General features: G+C 68.8%; 20 protein-coding genes and 1 pseudogene. 10 read left to right on the forward strand and 11 right to left on the reverse strand.

From position 1 onward, the window contains the following. Positions 1 to 956 (reverse strand): transglycosylase family protein (locus ACFVS6_RS23490; protein ID WP_389706537.1); only part of this gene is annotated, 956 nt, incomplete at its 3' end. 1469 nt (positions 957 to 2425) lie between these two features. Between ACFVS6_RS23490 and ACFVS6_RS23495 the strand changes: the two genes are divergently transcribed. After that, a complete protein-coding gene (locus ACFVS6_RS23495) occupies positions 2426 to 3799 on the forward strand; it encodes an isopeptide-forming domain-containing fimbrial protein (protein WP_389706539.1) in 1374 nt (457 codons plus the stop codon). Between the two features lie 770 nt (positions 3800 to 4569). Here ACFVS6_RS23495 and ACFVS6_RS23500 read toward each other — a convergent pair. From ACFVS6_RS23500 to ACFVS6_RS23510, 3 genes are all read right to left on the reverse strand, one after another. Further along, positions 4570 to 5172 (reverse strand): phosphatase PAP2 family protein, encoded by a 603-nt coding sequence (locus ACFVS6_RS23500; RefSeq protein WP_389706541.1) that lies wholly within the window; start codon positions 5170 to 5172, stop codon positions 4570 to 4572. 220 nt (positions 5173 to 5392) lie between these two features. Beyond that, entirely contained in the window at positions 5393 to 6064 is a 672-nt protein-coding gene (locus ACFVS6_RS23505) for a DedA family protein (protein ID WP_389706543.1), read from the reverse strand. A 12-nt stretch (positions 6065 to 6076) separates the two neighbouring features. Continuing rightward, positions 6077 to 6367: an undecaprenyl-diphosphate phosphatase gene (locus tag ACFVS6_RS23510; RefSeq protein ID WP_389706545.1), complete on the reverse strand. Its 291-nt coding sequence runs from the start codon at positions 6365 to 6367 to the stop codon at positions 6077 to 6079. A 1013-nt stretch (positions 6368 to 7380) separates the two neighbouring features. On the opposite strand from ACFVS6_RS23510, the pseudogene ACFVS6_RS23515 reads away from it, so the two are divergent. The 4 genes and pseudogenes from ACFVS6_RS23515 to ACFVS6_RS23530 all read left to right on the forward strand — a co-directional run. Beyond that, positions 7381 to 7527: pseudogene (locus ACFVS6_RS23515) on the forward strand (DUF4259 domain-containing protein); the annotation flags it as partial. 140 nt (positions 7528 to 7667) lie between these two features. Then, entirely contained in the window at positions 7668 to 7901 is a 234-nt protein-coding gene (locus ACFVS6_RS23520) for a DUF4259 domain-containing protein (protein ID WP_389706547.1), read from the forward strand. A gap of 266 nt (positions 7902 to 8167) precedes the next feature. Further along, complete coding sequence (locus ACFVS6_RS23525) at positions 8168 to 10483, forward strand: molybdopterin-dependent oxidoreductase (protein ID WP_389706549.1); 2316 nt, start codon at positions 8168 to 8170, stop codon at positions 10481 to 10483. 144 nt (positions 10484 to 10627) lie between these two features. Next, complete coding sequence (locus ACFVS6_RS23530; RefSeq protein ID WP_389706551.1) at positions 10628 to 11179, forward strand: EF-hand domain-containing protein; 552 nt, start codon at positions 10628 to 10630, stop codon at positions 11177 to 11179. Between the two features lie 1091 nt (positions 11180 to 12270). Here ACFVS6_RS23530 and ACFVS6_RS23535 read toward each other — a convergent pair. Continuing rightward, the gene (locus ACFVS6_RS23535; protein ID WP_389706553.1) at positions 12271 to 13014 is read right to left on the reverse strand and encodes an AraC family transcriptional regulator; all 744 of its coding nucleotides are present in this window, start codon (positions 13012 to 13014) and stop codon (positions 12271 to 12273) included. A gap of 55 nt (positions 13015 to 13069) precedes the next feature. Between ACFVS6_RS23535 and ACFVS6_RS23540 the strand changes: the two genes are divergently transcribed. Both ACFVS6_RS23540 and ACFVS6_RS23545 read left to right on the forward strand, forming a co-directional pair. Continuing rightward, positions 13070 to 14251: an MFS transporter gene (locus ACFVS6_RS23540; protein WP_389706555.1), complete on the forward strand. Its 1182-nt coding sequence runs from the start codon at positions 13070 to 13072 to the stop codon at positions 14249 to 14251. A gap of 327 nt (positions 14252 to 14578) precedes the next feature. Next, positions 14579 to 15103 (forward strand): SMI1/KNR4 family protein, encoded by a 525-nt coding sequence (locus ACFVS6_RS23545; RefSeq protein ID WP_389706557.1) that lies wholly within the window; start codon positions 14579 to 14581, stop codon positions 15101 to 15103. 554 nt (positions 15104 to 15657) lie between these two features. Here the strand turns inward: ACFVS6_RS23545 and ACFVS6_RS23550 are convergent. Next, on the reverse strand, positions 15658 to 16395 hold the full coding sequence (locus ACFVS6_RS23550) for an SDR family oxidoreductase (protein ID WP_389706558.1): 738 nt from the start codon (positions 16393 to 16395) through the stop codon (positions 15658 to 15660). 142 nt (positions 16396 to 16537) lie between these two features. Between ACFVS6_RS23550 and ACFVS6_RS23555 the strand changes: the two genes are divergently transcribed. Both ACFVS6_RS23555 and ACFVS6_RS23560 read left to right on the forward strand, forming a co-directional pair. After that, a complete protein-coding gene (locus tag ACFVS6_RS23555) occupies positions 16538 to 17326 on the forward strand; it encodes a helix-turn-helix transcriptional regulator (RefSeq protein ID WP_389706559.1) in 789 nt (262 codons plus the stop codon). 142 nt (positions 17327 to 17468) lie between these two features. Beyond that, positions 17469 to 18236, forward strand: a complete 768-nt coding sequence (locus tag ACFVS6_RS23560; RefSeq protein WP_389706560.1) for an alpha/beta fold hydrolase — start codon at positions 17469 to 17471, stop codon at positions 18234 to 18236. Positions 18237 to 18472: 236 nt separating this feature from the next. On the opposite strand, the gene ACFVS6_RS23565 is transcribed toward ACFVS6_RS23560, so the two are convergent. The 3 genes from ACFVS6_RS23565 to ACFVS6_RS23575 form a co-directional block, all read right to left on the reverse strand. Beyond that, positions 18473 to 19018, reverse strand: a complete 546-nt coding sequence (locus ACFVS6_RS23565) for a hypothetical protein (protein ID WP_389706561.1) — start codon at positions 19016 to 19018, stop codon at positions 18473 to 18475. Between the two features lie 129 nt (positions 19019 to 19147). After that, positions 19148 to 19978 (reverse strand): helix-turn-helix domain-containing protein, encoded by an 831-nt coding sequence (locus tag ACFVS6_RS23570; RefSeq protein ID WP_389706563.1) that lies wholly within the window; start codon positions 19976 to 19978, stop codon positions 19148 to 19150. Positions 19979 to 20257: 279 nt separating this feature from the next. Continuing rightward, positions 20258 to 20752: a cupin domain-containing protein gene (locus ACFVS6_RS23575; protein WP_389706565.1), complete on the reverse strand. Its 495-nt coding sequence runs from the start codon at positions 20750 to 20752 to the stop codon at positions 20258 to 20260. A gap of 57 nt (positions 20753 to 20809) precedes the next feature. Between ACFVS6_RS23575 and ACFVS6_RS23580 the strand changes: the two genes are divergently transcribed. Further along, the gene (locus ACFVS6_RS23580; protein ID WP_389706567.1) at positions 20810 to 21685 is read left to right on the forward strand and encodes a LysR family transcriptional regulator; all 876 of its coding nucleotides are present in this window, start codon (positions 20810 to 20812) and stop codon (positions 21683 to 21685) included. 111 nt (positions 21686 to 21796) lie between these two features. Here the strand turns inward: ACFVS6_RS23580 and ACFVS6_RS23585 are convergent, their stop codons facing one another. Together ACFVS6_RS23585 and ACFVS6_RS23590 are read right to left on the reverse strand one after the other, a co-directional pair. Beyond that, the gene (locus ACFVS6_RS23585) at positions 21797 to 22429 is read right to left on the reverse strand and encodes a TIGR03086 family metal-binding protein (RefSeq protein WP_389706569.1); all 633 of its coding nucleotides are present in this window, start codon (positions 22427 to 22429) and stop codon (positions 21797 to 21799) included. 21 nt (positions 22430 to 22450) lie between these two features. Continuing rightward, complete coding sequence (locus ACFVS6_RS23590; protein ID WP_389706637.1) at positions 22451 to 23167, reverse strand: dienelactone hydrolase family protein; 717 nt, start codon at positions 23165 to 23167, stop codon at positions 22451 to 22453. Positions 23168 to 23320 lie beyond the last annotated feature (153 nt).

The following is a 23320-nucleotide window of genomic DNA, read 5'->3' on the forward strand; positions in this document are numbered from 1 at the left end:
GGGCCGGAGTAGCGGTAGAGGTTCCCGTTGGACGCGTCGACCGCGAGGATGTCGGCCACTCCATCCCCGGTGAGGTCGCCGACGCCGGTGATGCTGCTCATCGCGTTCCAGCCGGTGCCGATCTTGAGGCGCGAGCCGCCGGTGTAGGAAGGTCCTGAGTAGCGGTACAGGTCGCCGGTTGCCTTCTCGACCGCGAGCAGGTCCGGGCTGCCGTTGCCCGTCAGGTCGCCGACTCCGACGATGTTGGTCATGGAGTCCCAGTTGGACCCGATCTGAACCTTGGTGGCGCCCTTGTAGTTCGGGCCGGAGTAGCGGTAGAGGTTCCCGTTGGACGCGTCGACCGCGAGGATGTCGGCCACTCCATCCCCGGTGAGGTCGCCGACGCCGGTGATGCTGTCCATCGTGTTCCAGCCGTACCCGAGCTTCACGCGTGAGCCGCCTCCGTAGGCGGGACCGGAGTACCGGTACAAGTCGCCGCTCTTGGCCTCGACGGCGATCAGGTCGTTCACTCCGTCGCCCGTGAGGTCACCGACCTGCGTCAGGTTGGTCATCTTCGACTGCGGCGCGGGAGGCTCGTCCGGGTACGGATCAGCCGGATCCGCAGCCAGACCGGCGGCCGGGCCGCAGGTCGGCCAGGCTCCCTGGCCCTGCGTGGCCAGGACCTTCTCGGCTATGCGGATCTGCTGCTCCTTGGTCGCCTGGTGCGGGTACGCCGCGTACTGCCGGCCGCCGAAGGCGTCCCAGGTCGACTTCAGGAACTGCAGCCCACCGAAGTGGGGGTGGCCGGGCTTGTTGTAGCTCCAGTTGCCGGTGGACTCGCACTGGGCGACCTTGTCCCAGGTGGAGACGGAGGCGGCGCCGGCGGGGGTCGCCGCGGGGGAAAGCAGCGTCGCCAGGGCGAGGGGGACGGCGACGAAGGACGTTCTGCGCAGGGACGTGCGAAGCGACGAGAGCATGTTGGTTCCTCGGTGAAGTGGTGAGCGGGTGGATACGTGACCGGGTGGCGGGGGCGGTCGGAGGGGCCGTCGAGCCCCCGCACCGCCCGAGCCGCTCCCGTCCGGGGTTGGCCCACCCGTGGTCCACCGGGCAGAACAGGGAAGGGAGTTGGATGAGTTTCGACTCCCCCGGAGTGCGGTTCCTGCCAGTTGGTGTCGACCTCGATGGACAACATCCTGTGCCACCGCGCGACCGTGCTGAAGACCCTGCGCCCGTCACGAAAGTGCCTTGGCATCATGATGACGGGCTCGGCCCAACCCCCGCTCTTATTGGCCAGGTTGACCGACCACCAGTCCGGGGCCGGCCACCCGCGACCTTGGCAACAGTAAGAACCCGAACAACATGCAGGGGTGGCATCGCCGAAAACTCCCCGCGCAAGCCGAGGAACGACAAGCAGCGCAGTTCAGTTGCTCGGAAATGGGCCGTCACCAGTCACTGGTGGTGCGGTTCTTGTGTCAGGAAAGGGGGGTAGGAACGGCTTCTGAAAGGAGTGGCTCGGTGGCGAGTTGGCCGCCGAATCTTGAAGACCCCCCTCTCGTGCCACCAGACCTTGGATCCGATGTGCGCATTGAGATCCATGAGTGCACGTCACAGCTGCCCTGGAGGAACCTCGACGAGATGCGGTGACTTGCCCCTGGCCGGCCGGCCCCGGATGCACCGGGTTCCCCGGTTCGGGAGCAGCATGGGTCGGGCGGCCTCACGCTCGCTCCATCGACTTCCGGCTCGGCCGGATCGGAGCCCAGGCCGGGTAGTGCGTAACGAGCGCCGAGCGCTGCTTGGCCGCACCGATGGCTCCCCCTGCGGGTCTGTCGCGAGGTAACGCCTGATGCGCTCTGATTCCACGACGATGCCTGACGGGGCATTGAGCCCGGTCAGGTCCCGTGCCGGCGCGAGCGGGTTGTTTCCAGAGATCTGTCCAGTGCCATCGAGGTGGTATCGGTCCCGGTCGAGGTGGACCGTTCGATACCTGCGGCCACGCCGGCGTTCCCTGCGTAGCCGGATTGTCGGTCCGTACGAATGAAGTCCTCGAAGAGGAACAGGGCGCGACGCACGTGGCGCTCGTGGGTCCGAATCCACACCTTCGTGTGCCGCTGCGATCCCGGTTCGCCGGTGTCACCGCGTCGGCGCCGGGCAGCCGCTCGGCACGGTCGCATGTCATGAGGACGGTGGCGGTCGAGGGCGGCGCGTCGGAGGCCCACGACTCCGGAGGGTGGGGCGGACCGAGGTCCGGTCGGCAGTCTGTCCGGGTGGCGACCATGCCCCGGACGGAGTGATTCGGCTCTCCCCGTGTGGCGGCTTCGGGGGTCCGTGGGGATGGTGGCATGCGTCCGGAGCGGTTCCGGCCATCGATACGACCGTCGCTGAATCCAGGCCGACGGTGCAGCGCGATCCGGGTTCCTACGGGAGCCGGAAGAAGCGAGGAGACTCCATGGTGAACCACCGCCGGCCCGCCCTCCGACGGGTGCTGACGGGTGCTGCGATCGGCCTCGTCCTGGCCGTGACGGGTCCCGCAGGTCTCGCGCAGGCCGGCACGGGTGCGGCCTCGACCGCCACCGGTACCGCCGCCGCCAAGGCGCGCGCGGTGTGCCCGCCCACGACGCTGTGGGCGAACACCGGCGGAGGCGCTCGCAACCTCATCCAGTACGACACCACGGGCAACACCCTCAGCACCGCTCCGCTCGTCCGCGACTACGGCGACATCGCGTTCAGCCCCAACGGGTCGACCCTCTACGGAGTCGACTTCCCCGGAACCGCGGGCTCGACCACCCTCTACGCCATCAACCCCGTCACCGGAGGGGAGACGGCGAGCGCGCCGATCACCGGACCTCTCGCCGCGGTCACCTCGGTGCCCGCCGTCAACGGTCTGACCTCCCGCGCGGACGGAACGCTGATCGCAGGCTCGTTCAACACGAGCCAGATCTTCCTGATCGACCCCACCACGGGCGTCTCCACGCTGTTCCCCGTCTCCTTCCCGGCCGGCGTCGTCTCGGCGGGTGACTTCATCACGCTGGACGACGGCGACATCCTGGCCTTCGGTGCCGCGAGCTCCACGAGCCCGTCCCCGGTGTTCCGCATCCGCCCCGACAACACCATCATCCAGATCGGCACGGTCCCCCAGACCTTCGGTGCCGCCAAGTCCGCCGGGAGCGTCTACGCGTTCGCCTCCAACGGCGACATCAACCTGCTGAACAGTCTGCCCACCACCGCTTCGACCGCGGTGCTGCCGGTGACGACGGTCGAGGCGACCGGCCGCGGCTTCTACGGCGCCACCTCCACCCAGGACGCCGGGACCTGCGTCACGCCCGCCTACACCATCGCCAAGACGGCGAAGCCGGGACGAGCAGTCGACGAGGGTGACACCATCACCTACAAGGTCACCGTCAAGAACACCGGCACCACCGCCGCGAGCGGCAATTTCACGGACGACCTCAGCGACGTCCTGGACGACGCCGCCCTCGTCCCGGGTTCGGTCACCTCCACCACCGGATCGGCGACCGTCGCCGACGAGACACTGACGTGGACCGGTACCCTGGCGCCCGGCGCCACGGCCACCGTCACCTACAAGGTGAAGGTCAACGCCCCCGACACCGGCGACCGGCGCCTGGTCAACGCCGCCGCCCCCACCGCCCCGGGTGGCACCTGCGCCACTTCCCGCGCCTGCACCGTCACCATCAAGGTCAACAAGACCGAGGACTGCGACGAGCCCGGCCACGGCAAGCCCGGCCACCACCACGGCGACAAGCCCAACCACGGCCGCGACGACGACTACGGCCACGAAGACGAAGACAGCATGCGGAAGTAGCAGGCCCCCTCACCGGTCCTGACCGGTGCGCGCAGCAGCGGCGGGGCAGCGACGGTCCGCGAGCTCCGGCATCACCTGAGCCCTTCATGGCTCGCAGGACACAACCCCTCCACGCCACCGCGGCCATCACTGCGCAGGCAACGCCCGACAGGAGAGGACCAAGAGACGTCAGGGCCGTCCCGCCTACGGGCGAGCGGCCCTGACGTCGTCCAGCGACATCGACCGAAGCACCACGGACCTGACCGGCTCGGACCGCGTCCCGACGCCGACACCTCCGCACGCGATACGCCCTCTGGCGACCGCGTCCGGCTGGACGAGCCCGGCTGGCAGGTGGTCCCCGGGCGGGGCGCCGGCTACCTCTGGGGCCCCTCCGGAGCCTTCTCGGCCGTGCACGCTTTCCCAGGGGGGCAGTGGCCTGCCAACGCCAACGTCATCGCCACGACGAACGCGGAGACTGTCCCCTCGGCCCTACGCAAAGTCGTCAACCGCCCTGGTGCGGGCGTCACAGCAGCGTGGGGCGGTGATCAGACGGGCCGAGCCTTCGCGACCGGGTCGAGGCTTGTGCGCCTGGCAGGGGGACGCCAAACGAACGCGTCTGCGATCTCGGAGCGGAATACACCGCGCACCACGCGGGATGCGAGGCCAGGGCGTGGACCTCAAGCGGGTTCTCGCCCCCGCGGCCCAGTGTTCTCCAGCCATCGCTCCCCTGGTGCCCAGGCCTCCCAGCGGGATCAGGACGGAGTGCCGGGGGGACGGTTCCTGACTGGATTTCACGGTTCCCGTGCTGCTGTTGTGCGACGGGCACAGTCCGCGATCTTCAACCCGGCCAGTGAGGCCATGCTCAGTCCGGACCCGAGCAGGACCCCGGCCACTGTGTCGGAGGGCCAGTGCACGCCCAGGAACATCCGTGTGAAGCAAACCCCTGCCACGGACATCGTCGCGGTCACGACGGCCAGGATCCACAACAGGGGTGCCGGCCTACTCCGACGGATCAGCCACAGCAGCAGCACGCTGCCCGCAGCCATCGTCATCGCGTGACCGGAAGGCATGGAGGCGAAGGCTGCCGAGTCCACCGGCTCCTCCCACACAGGCCGCGGACGGCCGATGAGCCGGCGCAGTACGGCACGTACCGCCCATTCCGTTGCGCAGGTCCCCGCGATCCAGATCGCCGGCAGCCGCCGGCCTCGGACCCACAGCGCCACGGACGCGCCGACGATCAGCGCACGCACGGTCCACGGGTCCCACGCCCAGTCCGTCAGGATTCGGTTCGCCCGGGTCCAGGACGGATGGTCCAGTGCGAGTTGGTGCAGCTGCACGGCAAGGGACCGGTCGAGGCGAAGCAGAGGTCCGGCGCCATATGCGGCAGTGGCCATCAAGGCTGCAGCACCTGCGAGCAGGATCAGCGCGGTCCGTGCCGGCGGATCGGCCACCCATGCCGAAATGGCCGAGGCACGGGCGTCGCGGCCGAGGCCACCTTGCGTGCTGACGCCTTGGGCCGACTGGCGTGCCCGTGCGTCGTCCACTCCCGCATGCCTGCTGGACAACCGGCCACGAGCCTGGCGCCCCTGACACTTCCCGACCCGGTCCTGTCCATCAACCATCGAAATCCCGAGACGTTGGGGAAACGTTCGCGGGTGGAACTCGGCGGCTCCTGATTTTCCGGGTGATGAAGAGGACCAGGCTCAGGACGGCGAGCGAGAGGACGACCTTCGAGAGAACTCCGATGTACTGCTCGACCATCTCCCACTGGGCCCCCAGAATGTTTCCGGCCATGATGAGGCAGAAATTCCAGACGAAGCTGCCCAGCGCGGTGAGGGTCAGGAATAGAGGTAGAGACATGCGTTCGAGGCCGGCGGGAACACTGATGAGGCTTCGGAACAGCGGGATCATACGGCCGAAGAACACGGCCTTGTTGCCGTGTTTGGCGAACCAGCGTTCGGTCTTCTCCAGGTCAGCCGGCTTCACCAGGGGCAAACGCGCCCAGAGCGCGTGCATGCGCTCCCTGCCGAAGAGCCGTCCGATCTGATAGAGGGCGAGGGCGCCCGTCACGGAACCCGTTGTGGTCCAGAACAATGCGGACGGCAGGCTCAGTGCGCCTTGGCCCACGGCGAAGCCGGTCAGGGGGAGGATGACCTCGCTGGGGAGGGGTGGGAACAGGTTCTCCAAGGCGATGGCGAGACCCGCGCCGGGCCCGCCCATGGTTTCCACGAGACTTGTGGCCCAGCCGGCAATCCCACCTGCAGGACCGGTCGGATCCGATGCCATTTGCTCTCCTGTTCAATGGGGAATCAGGTGGCCGCGTGTGCGACCTGCGCCTGCGCCGGGAAATATCGGCGCGCTGGGTTCTTTTTTCGCGATCGCCAGGAACAAGGAGTGGCGGACGACTGCTTCCCGGGCGCAGCGCAACAGGAGACTGCTACTGGTGGCGGCGCCTGAGCGGGACACCCCTGGGGTCAGCAGCATCGCCTGGAAGAGGCCGTAGACCGGGACGTCGCTCACTCCACCATCCCGAGGGTGAGAAAGTGGGACGCCCCTGCACAGCAAGCGGACTGCACAAATCCGGCACACTGATATTCCGGGAGAAGGTAGGCGAGAAGCGCCGTACCCGCTCTGATCGCGTAGACGTATTACCCGTCCGGAGCCCGTCGACGAACGACGAGGGATAACGGAAGCGAAAGCGCCTGAGGAATGGATGGACTGCGCTCGCCGGAGGTCATTGCGCGCAGCCGTCCGTCCTGTCGCAGGGCGGCGGCATTCCGGCCGACCGGCCGAAGTTCCGGAGCCCGCTCATCCCTCAGCAGCGACGAACTTGCTCAACAGCAGGAGCGGAGGCCGCCATGTCGACGGCTTGGGAGCAGGCCGGAACCCGGTCCGTTCGATCGAGCGAGACCTGCACAACCGCGGCAACGCGAGAAGGCGGGGAGGCCGGAGAGGCATCGGCGTCCGAGGCCCGATGCCTCAGGGCCGGAGCACCGTCTTCCTCGTCCGTTGGTGCTTCAGGAGCAAGGTCTTGCCACCCGAAGGCCGAAGCAGCCGCTGAACCGCCGGACGCTTCAGCGGTCTGCGGAGTCGGGGTCAAGAACCCCAGAGTGAAAACAGAAACGACCAAGAAGGCAGCAAGGGCAGCGCAGAGCACGAAGACATTCTTACAATGCATCGCTCACTCCCCGCACAATTGGTCTCGCCCGATGAACAAGAATCCATCTACGTCAAGCCGCTTCTGGAGGACTGCACTGTAACAGTCCGACATGAACCGCCACTGCCCAGTGTCGTGATCATTACACGCTAAACGTTTCAGCCTTCTCCCGGGTTCCCCGGGATGCTCCGCAAAAGCTCGTCCGTATCGGGGTGCGATCCGGGAGGTTGACCGTCCCGACGCCCAGACGACCTGCCGGAGAGGAAACGACTGAACCTGAGGCGCATTTTGGCCCACCGCGCCGAGCGGGAGGCCCGCGCCGGGCACGTCGGGTTTCTCGGACAGACGGTCACCCCCTTGCAGGGTGGGGAAGGGCTCCCAGAGTGGACCGCCACGGTTCGAGCCCATGGCCTGCCCAGCATGCACACCTCGCTGTCAGCGGCCGATGCGACGATTCCCATGCAGCCACGCAAGGAGAGAAACACATACCTGGGACGTCGGCCCCTTCGGCAATGACACCGCCGCCGACCTCGTCGGCGACCTGGACGAGGTGGCAGTCAACGAACGTGAAGGTCTGATCCGGTGCGTGCTCAAACGCGCCGCCGGGGCACACGGACTTCCCGGGCATCCACGACGGCGAGCGTGCAGCGGCCGCCACAGCCCTGGTCGCCGCCGGCAGCCTGACGGCGATGCGGCCTGTCCGAACCACGGCCCCTCAGAGCCCTACCGGCATTGGCTGCGGACCTTCGACGCCTCGCCTTCGACGCCCTGGGCCACGTGGTCTCCGACCGGTCTGAACTCGCCGAGCTGTGGGCCGAAGCCGCGAACCAGGACCAACATGACGCGCGCAGCCTACAACCAGCGATCGAGCGGCCATTCTGCGGGCGAGCGACCTCACGTCAGACCCAGCGACGGCGGCCGGTGCGCTCCCGCGCGCCGATGGCCCGGAGGCCGGCCCGCCGGTGACGAGGCGGGCTCGCGATGCACACGTCGGCCGGACCGGCCCTGTCGAGGGCCCGCACCGGTCCCTGGTCGCCGCTTGCCGCAACGCCCGTGGAAGCTAGCCTCCACGCGCCCTGCGTCGGCGCCGAAGCACTGACGGGCGGGGATTGACCGGCAGGCCCCTGGGGAAGTTCTGTCCTGCGGAACATCGGCTGAACGGGACCCTGTGAGGTGGGCAGCAGCCGCTGTACGGATGCAGGGGCGGGAATCTTCCGGGGTGGAGTTGACGCATGGTGGAACGACGCATGTCGGTCGCGACGCACTGGGGCAGTTTTGTCGCGGTGGTCGATTCCGGTCGGTTGGTGCGCCTCGAGCCGAGGGACGATGACCCCGCACCGTCCCCCATCGGCCCCGGGATGGTGACGGCCGCCGACGACAGCGCGCGCGTCTTACGCCCGGCGGTGCGCAAGGGCTGGTTGAAGGGCCTGCCCCGCGCCCATGACACGGCCAGAGGCACGGACGCCTTCGTGGAAGTCACCTGGGACGACGCACTCACGCTGGTCGGTGACGAACTTCGGCGGGTGCGTTCGCGGCACGGGGACAGTGCGGTGTTCGGCGGTTCCTACGGCTGGGCGAGTGCGGGCGCCTTCCACAACGCGCAGGGGCAACTCCATCGATTCCTGGCGTTGGGAGGGGGATACACCGACTCGCGCAACACGTACAGCACCGCGGCTTTGGAGGTCATCCTCCCCCATGTGATCGGCGGGCATCCGTGGAGCTACCAGTCACGGATGCCGATGTGGGACGAGATCGCCGAGAACTGTGAGCTCGTGGTCGCGTTCGGTGGGCTGGCCCTCAAGAACAGCCAGATCAACCCCGGTGGGCTGGCCCGGCACCGGACGCAGGACCTGCAGCGCCGGTGCCGTGAGGCCGGGGTGCGGTTCGTGAACGTCAGTCCCATCCGCAGCGACGCGGCCGCCTTCCTCGACGCCGAGTGGCTGCCCGTCATCCCCAACACCGACACCGCCGCGATGCTCGGGATCGCCCACACGATGCTGGTCAACGGGTGGCACGACGAGGACTTCCTCCGCCGGTGCTGCGTCGGGTTCGACCGCTTCGCCTCCTATCTGGTCGGCGAGCTCGACGGGGTTCCCAAGGACGCCGTCTGGGCAGCGGGGATCACGGGCATCAGCCGCGATACGATCACCGACCTCGCTCGCCGCCTCGCCTCCCAGCGCTCGCTCATCATGGTCAACTACGCGGTGCAACGGGCGGACCACGGCGAACAACCGATCTGGATGTCCGTCGTGCTGGCCGCCATGGCCGGCTCGATGGGTCGGCGTGGCTGCGGCTGGGGAGCGGGTTACGCGACGATGGACGCGACCGGCGTTGCCCCGGGCCGCCCCTCCGTGGCGTCGATTCCCGAGGTTTCCAACCCCGTTCCGGATTTCATCCCGGTCGCGAGGATCGCCGACACCCTGCTGCATCCGGGGAAGACCATCGACTATGACGGCCGGCGCCTCACCTTGCCCGAGCTGCGCCTCGTGTACTGGTGCGGAGGGAACCCGTTCCACCATCACCAGGACCTGCATCGGTTGAGCCGAGCCTGGCAGCGGCCCGACACGGTGGTGGTTCACGAGGCCTGGTGGAACACCACGGCCAAGTTCGCGGACATCGTCCTGCCCGTCGCCACGAGCTTGGAGCGCGACGACTTCGCCGCCGGATTCTCCGACCCCCACCTCGTCGCGATGCCGAAGGTGCGCGAGCCGGAGGGCGAGTCGCGCACCGACCACGACATCTTCGCCGCCTTGGCCTCCCGGCTCGGATACGGGCAGGAGTTCACACAGTCACGTTCCGAGATCGAATGGGTGCGGCACCTTTACGAGCAGACGAGGGCCGGACTCGGCGACGAAGCCGCCGCCTTGCCGGGGTTCGACGACTTCTGGCGGCGTTCCACCGCTGAGCTGCCGGCGCTGACCGGACCGTTTCCCGGCAGCCTCGAGGCGCTCCGATCGGATCCGCGGCGCTTCCCCATCCCGACGCCGTCGGGCCGGATCGAGATCTTCTCGGAGGAGATCGACTCGTTCGGCTACGACGACTGCGCCGGGCATCCGACGTGGTTCGAACCGGTGGAGTGGCTTCACGCTGAACTGGCTGACCGATTCCCGCTGCATTTGATCTCGAATCAGCCCGCCTCGCGGCTGCACAGTCAGTACGACAACGGTGGTCACAGCCTGAGTTCAAAGATTCGAGGTCGTGAACCCATCACCCTCAATCCATCGGATGCGGCGTCGCGCGGCATCGAGGACGGCATGGTCGTACGCGTCCACAACGACCGGGGAAGTTGTCTGGCGGGCGCGGTCCTGTCGGACGACGTCATGCCGGGCGTCGTACAGCTGTCCACGGGAGCATGGTGGGATCCGGTCCGGCCGGGCCTGAGCGGGACGATCGATCGCCATGGCAATCCGAACGTTCTGACGGCGGATCGGCCGTGCTCGCGCCTGTCCCAAGGGCCGAGTGCTCTGAGCGCGCTGGTCGAGGTCGAGCCGTACGCCGACCCGCCTCCTGAGGTGCTCGCCTTTGCACCACCCAGCCTCGAACCCTGACACGAACGCCTCCGGCGCCTTCGGGTCGCCTGTTTCCGGGGCCCTCCATCGCCACGTGGGTAGCAGCCGACCCTGGCCGCCCCGCGGCTCTCCCACAGCATGCACGTTTGCGCTTGCGTAACCGTATGAATACCGTACGCAGTCGTGACTGCACTTCAAGACCTCAAGTACGGCCAGTGGTTCAAGGGCGCCGACGTCGACGGCGACGGGTTCATCATCCAGCAGGACGTCCGCATGATGAGCGAACGCTACATCGCCGCCCGCGGCACCACGCCCGACTCAGGGACGGCTCGCCGGCTCACCGAGGGGATGGACGGGTTCTGGACGAACGTGATCGCCCCCATGGACCAGGACGGTGACGGGAAGGTCGATCTACGCGAGATGACCGACGGATTCAAGCGGGTCCTGACCGACCCGGCCCTTTACCCGGAACAGATCGCGCCGGTGACCAACTGCTTCTTCGACCTCGTCGATCTCAACGCGGACGGCAAGATCGACCAGGCGGAGTTCCAGCAGATGTTCGACTGCGTCGCCGCCGTCCCGGGTGACGACTGCGCCGCGGTCTTCGGCGCCTTGGACCGGGACGGCTCCGGTGCGCTGGACCGAGCTGAATTCCACCAAGCACTCACGGAGTTCTTCTACGGCAACGACCCGCACGCCCCTGCCAACCACCTCTTCGGCAGGATCGCCTACTGACGACGCCCGAAGGCGGCGCAGGACGTCGTACGCCCGCGCCACTTCCGGCGGTGGGCGTGCGGCGAGAAGGGTGCAGGCCGGGGAGAGCGTCCGTACCCGGCACGGGACGGTCCGGTAGGAGGGACGGGTTTCGGGTGGCCCGCCGGTGTGCGGCGGGCCACCCGTCCGATCGGAGACCTTCGTGCTCCGTCTCGCTGATGGTGTGCAAGGCCCGGCCCCAGTCCCCTGGTCGGTATGTGCGTGCAGCCCTCGCCCGAACGTCCGGCTCGACGTAGCCGGGCAGCGCGTCGCCACTGTCGTTTCGGCTGCTCACCGGTCGGCTGGTCCTGACCCCTACCGGCCGGCCTGAGGGGTGGGCTGCGTTGCAGACGGGTTGGGGGCCATGGCCGTACGCGCCCTCCCGGAACCCGTTCTGGTCGGCGGTCGCGGCCCGGGGGTCGGCGTTCGACCGAGTCTTGCCGCGCTTGAACTCCGCCACTCACAGGTCGCTGTACGGGGCGGGCAGGATGCCCGGCGCCCGCCCACTACTCGCTGGAAACGTCGTCTCGCCGGACCGCGTCCCTCACCCGGCGCCAGGCGTCGATCAGTGGCAGTAGCTGGGTCAAGAACTCCCGGGCAACCCAGACCGCGATCGTTGCAGCACCGGACCAGGCCAGGACCCAAAGAACGATTTCTGATTCCACCGTTCGACTCCCCTTGTATGCAGGGCCGAACTGCGCGGATCTGCTCAGTTCGGCCACATCGCGTGGCTGAACCGAGTTCCCGTGCCGGTGATTGGAGACTCAGGTGTTGTTGGTGATCTCTAAGCTGTTCGGAACGTTTGCATGAGGCATGGCCATGCCTATTGAGCTGCGCATCCTCGGGCCCACTGACGACGCACGCAGGACATCCGGATCCCGCGCGGTCCACCAGCAGCCTGGATCCTTGGAAGGCTTCACTGGAAGACCAACGGTTGGACCCGGACTCGCTGACGCAACCGTAGCCTCCCGGGCCGCGCCATGTTGCCCGAACCGTGAAAGCTCGGCGCTCTTCTGCCCAGCACACGAGTTTCAGCCTGCTTGGTCGCTGCATTGCGGCGGCCGGTTCCTGCGTCAGATGGTGGGTCGGGTGCCGGGGGTGTGGCCGAAGGTGCGGCGAAAGACGTCGATGAAGGTACTGGCGGATGACCAGCCGCAGCGGTGGGCAACCGCCGTCACGGGCGTCTCGTCGGCCAGGAGGATCAGGGCGTGGTGGAGCCTGATCTGCGTGCGCCACTGCGGGTAGGTGAGGCCGAGGTCGTCGCGCAAGCGGCGCGAAACGGTGCGCGCGCTGGTTCCGATCCGGCGTCCCAGGTCGTCCAGGGAGCGGTTGTCGGCCGGGTCGGCGCGCAGGATGTCGTGGAGTTCGCGCAGCAGCGGGTCGGTGGGGATCGGCAGGTGCAGGGGTTGTTCCGGGGAGAGGGCGAGCTGGTCGAGCATGACGGCGCGCAGCCGCAGGTGGGGTGGGCTGTCGTTGTCGGGGTCGCGGGTGTAGGCGACGATGAGTTCGCGCAGGAGGGGGCTGACGCTGAGGACGGCCGGTTCGTCGAGGCCGAGGGGGTTCTCGGTGGTGGGCAGGCCGACGAGGTGGAGGTCGAGTTCGCCGTGCGCCTGATGCTGGTGGACGGTGCCGGCAGGGATCCAGAGTGCGCGGGTGGCGGGGGCGATCCAGGAACCGGCGTCGGTGGTCACCGCGATGGTGCCCCGGCCGGCGTAGACGACCTGGTGATCGTCGTGCCGGTGCGCGTCGATCTCGCCGCCGGACGCCAGACGCTGGGTTCGGGTCGGCGCAACGGATTCGTGGCGGATTTTCTGCATCAGCTGTCAGTTTATCGAAAGCGCGACACGTCATGTCTCTCGCAGCATGGGGTGAATGCGAAGGAACACATCGATCTCCCTGCTGGCCGTGAGCCATGCTTGCGTTGACATCTACCAGGGCGCCGTTGCGGCGCTGATCCCGTTCTTCGTGGCCGAACGGGACTACACGTACGCGGTCGCCTCCGGCATCGTGCTGGCAGCGTCCCTGCTGTCATCGGTGGCCCAGCCGGTGTTCGGCTGGGCCACCGACCGGTGGGCGATGCCGTGGCTGCTGCCGGTCAGCACCCTGCTGGGTGGGGTGGGCATCGCGCTGAGCGGATTGAGCGGCTCCTACGGGCTCACCTTGTTGTTCGTCGCCATCTCGGGCGTCGGCGTGGCCGCTTATCACCCGGAGTCCGCCCGCGTGGCCCGGCTGGCCAGTGCGGGCAGTCACAGTGCGATGGGCTGGTTCTCCCTCGGCGGCAACATCGGCTTCGCACTCGCCCCGCTGATGGTGGCGGTCGTGATCGGGCAAGGTTCCCTGCACCGGACACCCGTCCTCGTCCTCCCGGCGCTCGTCGGCGTCACGCTGTGCGTACCCGTTCTGCGGATGCTCGCCCGCCCGCAGGCCGCCGCGGCGAAGGACCGGGCGCCCCGTAGCGCGGACGACGTGGCCTCGTTCGTGAAGCTGTCCCTGGCGGTCGTCTTCCGTTCCATCGTCTTCATCGGCTTGAGCACGTTCATCTCCCTCTACGCCCGGCAACGCGTGCAGGACAGCACCACCGTGGGGACCACCGCCCTGTTCCTGCTGTTCCTGGGCGGCGCGGTCGGCTCGGTCCTGGGAGGATCCCTGGCCAACCGTTACGACCGCGTCCGCGTCTGCCGCTGGTCCTACCTGCTCTCCGTCATCGCCGTCGCCGGAGTGATCTGCGTGCCCGGCCCGGCCATGTTCCTCTTCGTGGCCCTCACCTCGGCCGGCCTGTACGTTCCCTTTTCGCTCCAGGTAACCCTCGGCCAGGACTACTTGCCCTCGCGCATCGGCACCGCCGGTGGTGTCACTCTGGGCCTCACCGTCAGCATCGGCGGCCTCATCAGCCCTCTGCTGGGACACCTCGCCGACACCACCTCCCTCAAGGCCGCCCTCACTCCCCTGATCGCCATGCCCGCCCTGAGCTGGCTCCTCTTCCGCGCCCTGCCCGAACCCACCGTCCCCGCGCTCCGGACCGCCTCATCCGCACCCGTACGGCAAGACGCGTAGAGCGGCGTGGTGCACGGTCATCCCGGCGGCGTGGAGACCGGTACGCAGACGTAGTGAGGCCGCCTCCAAAGGCCGGGCGCCCACTTCAATGGGATCCAGCGGTGAACCCCGGGCGTTCATGACCCGCACGAAGACATCCGCGACGGAGTAAGCACGAAGCCGACGCCGGGCTGAAGCCGATCCCCCCTCATCGACACACCAGCACGTCGCCTTCATGCGCGTTTCAGCAGCTCAACACCGGCGATGCCGCGCGGACCCGGACCACCGTCTTTACACACTGTCGTACCCCCATGTGAGGGTTGCCCACGTAGCCAACCTGGAGAGCACATGACAGCCGCCCTGGAAAGACTGAAGGAACTGCTCGGCGAACCAGCGTGCTGGGGCTGGGCACGGCCCCGCCTTTGGGAAGCCGCGGAGGAGCACCTCGGTCTCCTCCTCCCCGCCGACTACAAGGCATTCCTCGACCTGTACGGTCCCGGAGCCTTCGACGGGTTCCTCCACATGGGCCGGCCCGAGGACGGAACACCGGACGAGCTGGAACGACTCTGGCCCATGTCAGGGCGAAGCCGCCACCACGATGATCCCGACCGCTACCCGTTCACCTTCCGACCTCAGCCCCGCGGCCTCATCGAATGGGGCGGAGAAGAAGACGGAACCTTCTACTACTTCCTTCCAGAAGAGCCGGACCCGGCCGACTGGCGCATCGTGATCGAAACCGAGGACGGCGAATGGCACGAAACTCCAGGCCCCATCACCGACTTCCTCCTCAACCTGATCGAAGGCCCTCACCGCCCAGCCCCCTTCAGCCGCTACCGCCCCGGCCCCAACCTCCGATATCACCAAAGGCTCTGAGAGGAGAGCAATGTCGGTGCCTCGGCTGGAGGCATCGAAACGGAGACGACAGCAGAGCATCCGGCACTGGAAACTCAACGGCATCTACCTCCCTGACTGCACGGGGGCGGCGGTCGCCGCCATGGAGCAGGGCTGCCGAGCGGGGGTGCTGTCGGCATCGGCTAGCCGTTCAGCGGTGAGCCTCCGCCGGCCCTGGTGCCCCCGGCGGGCGATAGCCGTGATCGGCGCGGAGGCGCGGTGTCACGCATCCGCCGTACCGGGATCGGGGCAGTTGGGGGCTCCCTGGACCAGCACCTCCCCCAGGTCCTTGCCCTGGCGGTGGGGCACGCCACGGAAAGAGGGAGTCGGGTCCGCTGCCGGTCCGGACGGATCGTGGAGCTCCGCGACGTGGGCTCCGTGTACGTCGACTCCGCTTACGTGGAAATTCCACTAATGCGGAACTCCACCGACGCCGTCCGGAGCGGCCGGTCGCCTCGGTAGGCGGTCGACTTCACCGACGCCGTCGCGCCGGCACGCCCCGCGGGTCAGCTCCGCGCGGTCGGCCCGACCGCGGATCAGCTCTGTGCGGTCGGTCGGACCACGATCTCGTTGACGTCCACGTCCGCCGGTTGATCGATCGCGTAGGCGACGGCCCGCGCCACCGAGGCGGGTTCGATGCCGACCTCGTCGCGCATGCGCGTGATGTCGCCGCGCACCCGGGCGTTGCTCGACGCCCCGGCGAAGTCGGTGGAGATCACGCCGGGCGAGATGGTGGTGACCCGCAGGCTCGGCCCGGCCTCCTGTCGCAGGCCTTCGCAAATGGCCCGTACGGCGACCTTCGTCCCGGCGTAGACGGCCATGGCGGGGACGACGCGGTACGCGGCGGTGGAAGCCGTCGTGACGAAGTGCCCGTGGCCCTGGGCGCGGAACACGGGGAGGGCCGCGCCGATGCCGTTCAGGACGCCCTTGATGTTGACGTCGACCATGTGGTCCCACTCGTCGACGCGCAGGTCGTCCAACGGCGAGATGGTGCCGACGCCCGCATTGCCGACAAGGACGTCCAGCCGTCCGAAACGCTCGCCCGCCAGAGCGACCAGCGCACGCAGATCGGCGATCCGGGTCACGTCCGTCCGAAGGTGAACCGCCTCGCCGCCCGCCTTCTCGATCCGCTCGGTCAGCCTTGCCAGCCGTTCCGTGCGGCGGGCACCCAGCACCATCCGAGCGCCTCGACCGGCCAACAGGAGTGCGGTTGCCTCGCCGATGCCGCTGCTCGCCCCCGTGACGGCGATGACCTTGCCCTCGATACCTGACATGACGGTTCCTTCCGATGTACTGGCCGGGCCCGCTCGGCCCGCTGTGCTCCCTGCCGCTCGTGACCTGCGGCAGGACCAGTGTGCGGCGGCATTACCCTGGTATCCAGAGCCGCTTTATCCTGGAATCAAAGGTGGTAGTGCCATGCCGGAGCGCGGGTCCGACTCCCAGCAGCGACGCGACGAACTGGCGGCCTTCCTGCGCAGCAGGCGCGCGCGCATCACCCCGCAGGAGGTGGGGCTACCCCTGACCGGCCGACGTCGCACCCCGGGGCTGCGGCGCGAGGAACTGGCGCTGCTCGCCGGGATGAGCGCGACCTGGTACACGTACCTCGAACAGGGGCGGCACATCCGCGCCTCCGACCAGGTCCTCGACGCCCTCGCGGGCGTCCTGCGCCTCGACGCCCACGAACGCGACCACCTGTTCCGGCTCGCCGGACGGGCACCCTCCGTCGAGGGGCCCGAGCCCCTGGATCCGGAAGTGGCCGCCGTGCCGCTGTTGCTGCAGCCCCACCCGGCATACGTGATCGACGAGACGTACGAGGTACTGAGCCACAATCCCGCGACCGAGCGGGTGTTCCCGGGTCTCGTCACCTCGAACGGGCGGGCTCCGAACCTGGCGCGCTGGACGTTCCTGGACCCCCGGGCACGGGAGGTCCTCATCGACTGGGAAGAGGAGGCCCGGGGGCTGCTCGCACGGGTGCGCACCCTGGCCGGATCCCGTCCCGGGGATACGCGCCACGGGAGGCTCGTCGACGAACTGCACGAAGGCAGCTCCGAGGTTCGGGAGTGGTGGCCGCGGTTCGAGGTCCAGGCACGTGGAGGCGGTCGAAAGCGACTCCGCTCCGCGGATGGCGGGGTGGCCACGTACGCCTACACGGCGTTCCACGTGGCGGGCCGGCCGGGACAGACCCTGGTGATCTACGCGGCGTAGCAGGCTGCCCCGAGCCACCGCACGCGGTTCGTCGACCGGGGCGTGGCCTGGAGGCGGTCGCGCTCCGGGAGGCGCCGGGTTTCACTCTTGACGGCCAGTGGTGCGTGCTCGCGAAGCGGCTTGACGGTGGCACAGTGGCGGCATGGCGCGTGCTGAGGTCGATGGGGCCGAGCTGTACTACGAGACTGCCGGCGAGGGGGCCGCGGTCGTCCTCATCCATGGCTGGGGAGCGAGCCTGCGGGTCTGGGACCGTGTGATCGCCGACCTCTCGGCCGATCACCACGTGGTTGCCTACGACTGGCGCGGCTGCGGGCGCAGCGACCGTACGTGGTGGGGCAACACGATCGCGCAGAACGCGGCGGACCTTCGGGTGGTCGTCGACCGTTTGGGCCTGGAACGGCCTGTGCTGGTGGGCAGTTCGGTGGGCAGCCTGTTCGCGTGCCGGGCGGCACGTGCGGACGGCGGCCGATTCGGTGGCGTCGTGGTCATCGACGGACCGGGCCACTGGGCCCATGCCGGACCGGAGCCGCTGCGCGGCCTGCTGGGCGCCCTGGCCGCAGACCGGGCCGCTGCCATCTCGGCGTTCACCGACAGCCTCTACACCGGGCAGGCGTCGGAGGCCATGCGGGCATGGACGGCACGCCAGATCCTGGATGCGTCCCCGCACATCGACAACCTCATGGACGAGCAGATCGCCTGCGACCCGCGCGAGTGGCTGGCCGACATCGCCGTACCCCTCGCGTACGTCCACGGCTCACTCGATGCCGCTGTTCCCGTGACCGTTCCGCAGGAACTCGCCGCGCTCACAGGCAGCACGCTCACCGTCATCCCCGACGCCGGCCACCTGCCCCATCAGGAACGCCCCCTGGAAGTGGCGACCGCGATCCGCACCTTCGTGGCCGGCCTCTGAACCCCCGAATGGGCGTCTGCGCCGCGGGCCTGGCCGTGCACGGGAAACACCGAGGCCCTCGCCTAAGTGAGCGGTCGAGCTCGACGACGCAACGGACAGGCGCGACCAGTCCCCCCGCTTTTCCGGACGGCAACAAGGCGGACAGACTGGGGCTTTCCACTCGGTGGCCCGCATCCACGGAGAGTTGGGCAGGGGCCGGGCTGGGCGCAAGCGGGCCCCCGGCACCCTGCCCCGTGTCACGACGCCACTCGTTCTCCCGTCGGCTCGGCCACCACTGTCTGGACGCGGGACGGGGCGTACTTCCGTGCCTTCGTGAGCATTTTCGCCAGGTCGAACTTGTCGCGCTGCACGGGAACGTGCAGCAGCGCCGGCATCGCCGGATGCGTCGCGCCTGCCCTCGTACCGGACGGTACCGTCGCCCCCTGGCGCAGCCGTACGCCGATCAGCACGTGCTCACTGCCCTGGGGCGTCGCCACGACGAACTGGGTGACGTCGTTCCAGGGCAGCATCACGTCGTCGACCCGTACGCCGGCCGCGTCGAACTGGAACAGGATGCGGCGTGAGTCGAACCATGAGGAGATGAACGGGATCGCCGCGACGATCACCACACCGCCCTTCATGTCGAGGGCCCACCCGAGTAGGAGAGCGAGGGCCACGACGCCCAGGATCGAGCCCCACAGACCGGCCAGGTCCTGGGGCGAGAACGGGCGTGTCAACTTGAACCGCTCCCACCGGCCGCGGCGTGCGGGCTGGTTGCCCGACCTCGGATTCGGCACCGACATGCGTATCCCCTTGATTGTGACTGCGCGGAACGACTGCGTACTCTCCGGGGACCTTAGAGACGACAAGGTCGGTCCTGCTTGGACAAATTTGATCTCGCCGCTCGGAGTCGGCCGCCGGCGGCTCGCCCCTCACAGCTCGTGGGCGCCCTCCACGCGGCGTGCGGTCGCCATTTCGGCGGGTGTGACGTCGGCCAGGGCCCGGAACTCGCGGTTGAGGTGGGCTTGGTCGTAGAAGCCACAGGTGGCCGCCACTTCGCTGAGGTCCCTCCACCTGCCGGACAGCAACTCCACCGACCGGTGGAAGCGCAGCACCCGGGCGGACATCTTCGGTGTCAGGCCGACCTGGTGGGTGAAGCGTCGAATCAAGTGACCGTGACTCCAACCCACTTCGGCCGCTATTCGGGCGACAGGGATCGTGCCCGCCGACCGCGTGAGCAGCCGCCAGGCATGCGCAACCTCGGGCGAGGGCTCCGGGCCGTGGTCCAGCCGGGCCAGCAACGCGGCGTCCAGCAGGTCGAACCGCCGGCCCCAATCGGGGGTTTCCGACATCCGCTCCACCAACTCGTCCGAACCGGGGCCGAGGACGTCCCGCAGCTCGAACACCGCGTTCGTCAACTCCTTCATGGGCACGGCGAAAAGTCGGTACGCACCGAGCGGAGTCAGTTCGAGTCGTATCGCCTCCTGGCCACCCGGGTGATCGCACACCCGCGGACCGTCTTCGAGCCCCGCGACCAGCGACCCGACCACACGTACGGCGGGACCCGTTTCCCTCAGCCGGAACACCTGGGCGAACGGCTCCCCGAGATTGATCACCACGACGGCTCGCCCCCTGGGGACGAGCCGAACCCGGTAGGCAGTCGTCGCCGCCACCCGGTATCCGTCGTAGCTGTGCACGTAGGGCCGCAGCTCTCGCGGCCAAGGCCGGGTCACGTGCAACCGGTCGCTGAACCGGGTCGTCACGGTTCCCGGACCGGCCGCGCCCCCGTGGCCAACTCCCTTCACAACTTGCCCCTTTCCGCTACGGGACCACCCTGACCACTGCCGTCCCCCTTGGTGCCGAGGCGGGCATGATGACACGCTTGCCCCGACGACGAGTCCTGGTAGGCATTGTGGCTCCCAAGGCGCGAAGCGTGCTCATCAATCGAGCCTCCACTTCGGTGCACCGGAGCGTGCCGGAACGCTTCCATGGACAGCAAGCGCTCCGGCTCCGGCCGATGTGCCCGAGGGGCATCGACTACCTCAGGCGAAGTCGGTGGCAGGCTCCGTCGCGTAGCGGCTCATCGCGGCGGCATTGGCCTCGGGCGTCAACGGCAGGCCGCCGGCGAGTCCTTCCTGCAGGTCCCGGAAGTACTGCACGTACAGGTCGGGGGTGAAGGTGCTGAGCATGACGGCGGGTTGGTCGGTGGGGTTGGCGAAGGTGTGCGGGGTACCGGGCGGAACGATCACGAGCGTTCCCGTGGTGGCGTCGTGGCCCTCGTCACCGACGGTGAACCGCACGGTCCCGGAGAGGACGTAGAAGCCCTCGTCTTGCCGGGCGTGGCGGTGCTGCGGCGGCCCCTGGGTGTGCGGAGCGAGCACGGACTCGGCGATCGCGAGGCGGTGCCCGGTGTGGCTGCCGTCCTCCAGGACGCGCATGCGCGTGGTTCCCAGAACGATCGTCTCGCCGTCGCCGGGGCCCACCACGGATATCGCGGGGGCGGCGTGCGACGCGTGGGGCTCTGCTTCTTCGGTCATGCCCACAAGTGCACCGCCCGGGGCGGGCCCGTGTCCAAGACCCATCCCGCTGCGGCGATGCCCTGTGGGTATCGTCGCAGCGTGGACCTACGGACCTTGCGCTATTTCGTGGCCGTCGCCGAGGAACTCCACTTCGGCCGGGCCGCCACCCGACTGCACATGAGCCAGCCGCCACTGAGCCGTGCGATCAAGAGGTTGGAGGCCGACGTCGGGGCCCTGCTCTTCGGCCGCTCACACGCCGGTGTGACGCTCACTCCGGTGGGCACGGTGCTGCTCGACGAGGCGCGGGCCCTGCTGGACCACGCCGACCGCGTCCGGGTGCGCGTCGACGCGGCAGCCGGCGCGGCGACCATCACCGTCGGCATCCTGGGCGACAGCACCGACCCGGGAGTGTCCAGGTTGGCCTCCGCCTACCGCCGAACCCACCCCGGCATCGACATCCGCATCCGCGACACCGATCTGACCGACCCGACCTGCGGTCTGCGCGCCGGACTGGTCGACGTCGCGCTGACCCGGGCGCCCTTCGACGAGACCGCCCTGACGGTGCGTGTCCTGCGAACCGATCCGGTCGGTGCGGTCCTGCGCGCCGACGATCCGCCGGCCCAGCGCGAGCGGCTGTGGCTGGCCGAGCTGAGCGACCGGCGCTGGTTCCAGTTCCCGCAGGGCACCGACCCCCTCTGGCAGTCGTACTGGAACGGCGGCACGCCGCGCGAGGGCCCGGTCGTGCGCGCCGTCCAGGAATGCCTGCACGCCGTGTTGTGGAACGGCACGGTCGGCCTGGCCCCCCTCGGACACGACCTCCCCGCGGAGCTGACCGTGGTGCCGCTGGTCGACATGGTGCCGAGCCGAGTGGTGGCGGTGTGCAACGAAGGCGACGCCAATCCGTTGATCCGGTCGTTCATCGAGATCGCGGCAGCCGCCTACCGCCACTGAGCGCCGGCCACCCGGTGCTGCCGCTGCTCGTGAACCACGCGAACACTGCGGCTCTCGCAGCTGCCTTCCGCATATCGGCCGCGCGCGAGGAGCAGGAGAACGGCATCCCGACTACACCGTGCGGCCCAGGAAATTGAGCAACCTGGTCTGGGCGTCCGCATCGGCGGCCGAGGAGACCTTGGCGCCGAACGCCCTCGGCATCCGAATGTCTCCGTCTTCCGGACGCAGAATCTCCGTCGCGACGGCCACGGCTTCGGAGTCCAGTGCCTCGTCCTGACCGGTCGCCCGCGCCAGGTCCCATCCGTGGATCAAGGTATCGGCACACGCCATCCGCCTCACGAACTCCTCGAACGGGATGGAGCCGAATTCCTCTCCCAGGAGAGCACGGGCCTTCATCGGGTCACGCAAGGCGGTCTTGACCTCCCCAGATGCCTCGTCCCATGCGTGAGCCAGGTCCTCGCCCCGAGCAGGCGCGGAATAGGCTGACCCGTCCAGCCCGGCGACGGCCCGTCGGTGGTTCGAGACCACGTGGGCGGCAACGTCCCGAGCCGTCCATCCTGGACACGGGGACGGATCCTCCCATCTGTCCGGCGGGCAGCCAAGGATCAGTTCCCCGAAACGCTCCGCGATCCGTTCGTACAGCTCGGGCACTGAAGACGCCACTTCGTTCCTCCTCCATCGACCAGGCCGGTGAAGCCACCGGCCTCCCGTTGCACGGTCCGATCCACGGGTCACGAGGATCATGCCCTCAGGTCAGGTCCTCGGTCACGACAGGCACTCGGCGAGCAGGTCGACGATGTCGCGCCAGGCTCGCTGAGCGTGCCGTGGGTGGTGGCCGACGCCGGGGACCGTGGGGTGGTCGACCGTTGGGTGGTGGAAGGCGTGCAGGGCGCCGCCGTAGACCGTCAGGCGCCAGTCGACACCTGCGGCCTGCATCTCAGTGGTGAACGCGTTTCGTTGCGCGGGCGACATGATCGGGTCTTCCGATCCGACCCCGGCCCACACCGGGCATCGGATGCGCGCCGCCTCGCCCGGTCGGCCCGTGGTGGTCGCGTTGACCGTCCCGATCGCGCGCAGGTCGGCGCCGTCGCGCCCGAGTTCCAGCGCGATGGCTCCCCCGGTGCCGTAGCCGATGGCGGCGATCCGGTCGGGGTCGGTCCGGGGCTCCGCGCGCAACTCGTCGAGTGCCGCGTGGCCGATGTGTCGCATCCGGTCGGGATCGGCGAGCAGTGGCATGCAACGGGCGAGCATCTCCTCGGGATCACCCAAATAGCGCCCGCCGTGAAGGTCGAAGGCCAGCGCGACGTATCCCAGCTCGGCGAGGGCATCGGCCCGTCGGCGCTCGACGTCGCTGAGCCCCGTGCCCTCCGGTCCGAGCAGCACCGCGGGCCGGCGGTCGACACCGGCCGGGAGCGCGAGGTGCCCGATCATCGTCAAACCGTCGGCCGGGTACTCGACCGTACGTGTCGTGATCGTCGTGATCGTCGTAGTCGGCGTCATGGGACGGGACTGTAGTGATCGACGGTCCCGGTCCGGTCGGTGTTCCGCCGCCGGCAGAACACCGTAGGTGTCCCTCCGGTCTGTCCGTCCTTCCCCGCAGCTTCGCCGACCTGCCACCGACTCCGGCGTGTCCCG

The organism is Streptomyces sp. NPDC057939 (assembly GCF_042887545.1).
GTDB lineage: Bacteria > Actinomycetota > Actinomycetes > Streptomycetales > Streptomycetaceae > Streptomyces.

What these genes read in the sequence shown, in the direction of transcription:
- ACFVS6_RS23495 (WP_389706539.1), top strand. Translation starts at nt 2,426, where the DNA reads ATGGTGAACCACCGCCGGCCCGCCCTCCGACGGGTGCTGACGGGTGCT.
- ACFVS6_RS23500 (WP_389706541.1), bottom strand. Translation starts at nt 5,172, where the DNA reads ATGGCCACTGCCGCATATGGCGCCGGACCTCTGCTTCGCCTCGACCGG.
- ACFVS6_RS23505 (WP_389706543.1), bottom strand. Translation starts at nt 6,064, where the DNA reads ATGGCATCGGATCCGACCGGTCCTGCAGGTGGGATTGCCGGCTGGGCC.
- ACFVS6_RS23525 (WP_389706549.1), top strand. Translation starts at nt 8,168, where the DNA reads ATGGTGGAACGACGCATGTCGGTCGCGACGCACTGGGGCAGTTTTGTC.
- ACFVS6_RS23535 (WP_389706553.1), bottom strand. Translation starts at nt 13,014, where the DNA reads ATGCAGAAAATCCGCCACGAATCCGTTGCGCCGACCCGAACCCAGCGT.
- ACFVS6_RS23540 (WP_389706555.1), top strand. Translation starts at nt 13,070, where the DNA reads ATGCGAAGGAACACATCGATCTCCCTGCTGGCCGTGAGCCATGCTTGC.
- ACFVS6_RS23545 (WP_389706557.1), top strand. Translation starts at nt 14,579, where the DNA reads ATGACAGCCGCCCTGGAAAGACTGAAGGAACTGCTCGGCGAACCAGCG.
- ACFVS6_RS23550 (WP_389706558.1), bottom strand. Translation starts at nt 16,395, where the DNA reads ATGTCAGGTATCGAGGGCAAGGTCATCGCCGTCACGGGGGCGAGCAGC.
- ACFVS6_RS23555 (WP_389706559.1), top strand. Translation starts at nt 16,538, where the DNA reads ATGCCGGAGCGCGGGTCCGACTCCCAGCAGCGACGCGACGAACTGGCG.
- ACFVS6_RS23560 (WP_389706560.1), top strand. Translation starts at nt 17,469, where the DNA reads ATGGCGCGTGCTGAGGTCGATGGGGCCGAGCTGTACTACGAGACTGCC.
- ACFVS6_RS23565 (WP_389706561.1), bottom strand. Translation starts at nt 19,018, where the DNA reads ATGTCGGTGCCGAATCCGAGGTCGGGCAACCAGCCCGCACGCCGCGGC.
- ACFVS6_RS23575 (WP_389706565.1), bottom strand. Translation starts at nt 20,752, where the DNA reads ATGACCGAAGAAGCAGAGCCCCACGCGTCGCACGCCGCCCCCGCGATA.
- ACFVS6_RS23580 (WP_389706567.1), top strand. Translation starts at nt 20,810, where the DNA reads ATGCCCTGTGGGTATCGTCGCAGCGTGGACCTACGGACCTTGCGCTAT.
- ACFVS6_RS23585 (WP_389706569.1), bottom strand. Translation starts at nt 22,429, where the DNA reads ATGATCCTCGTGACCCGTGGATCGGACCGTGCAACGGGAGGCCGGTGG.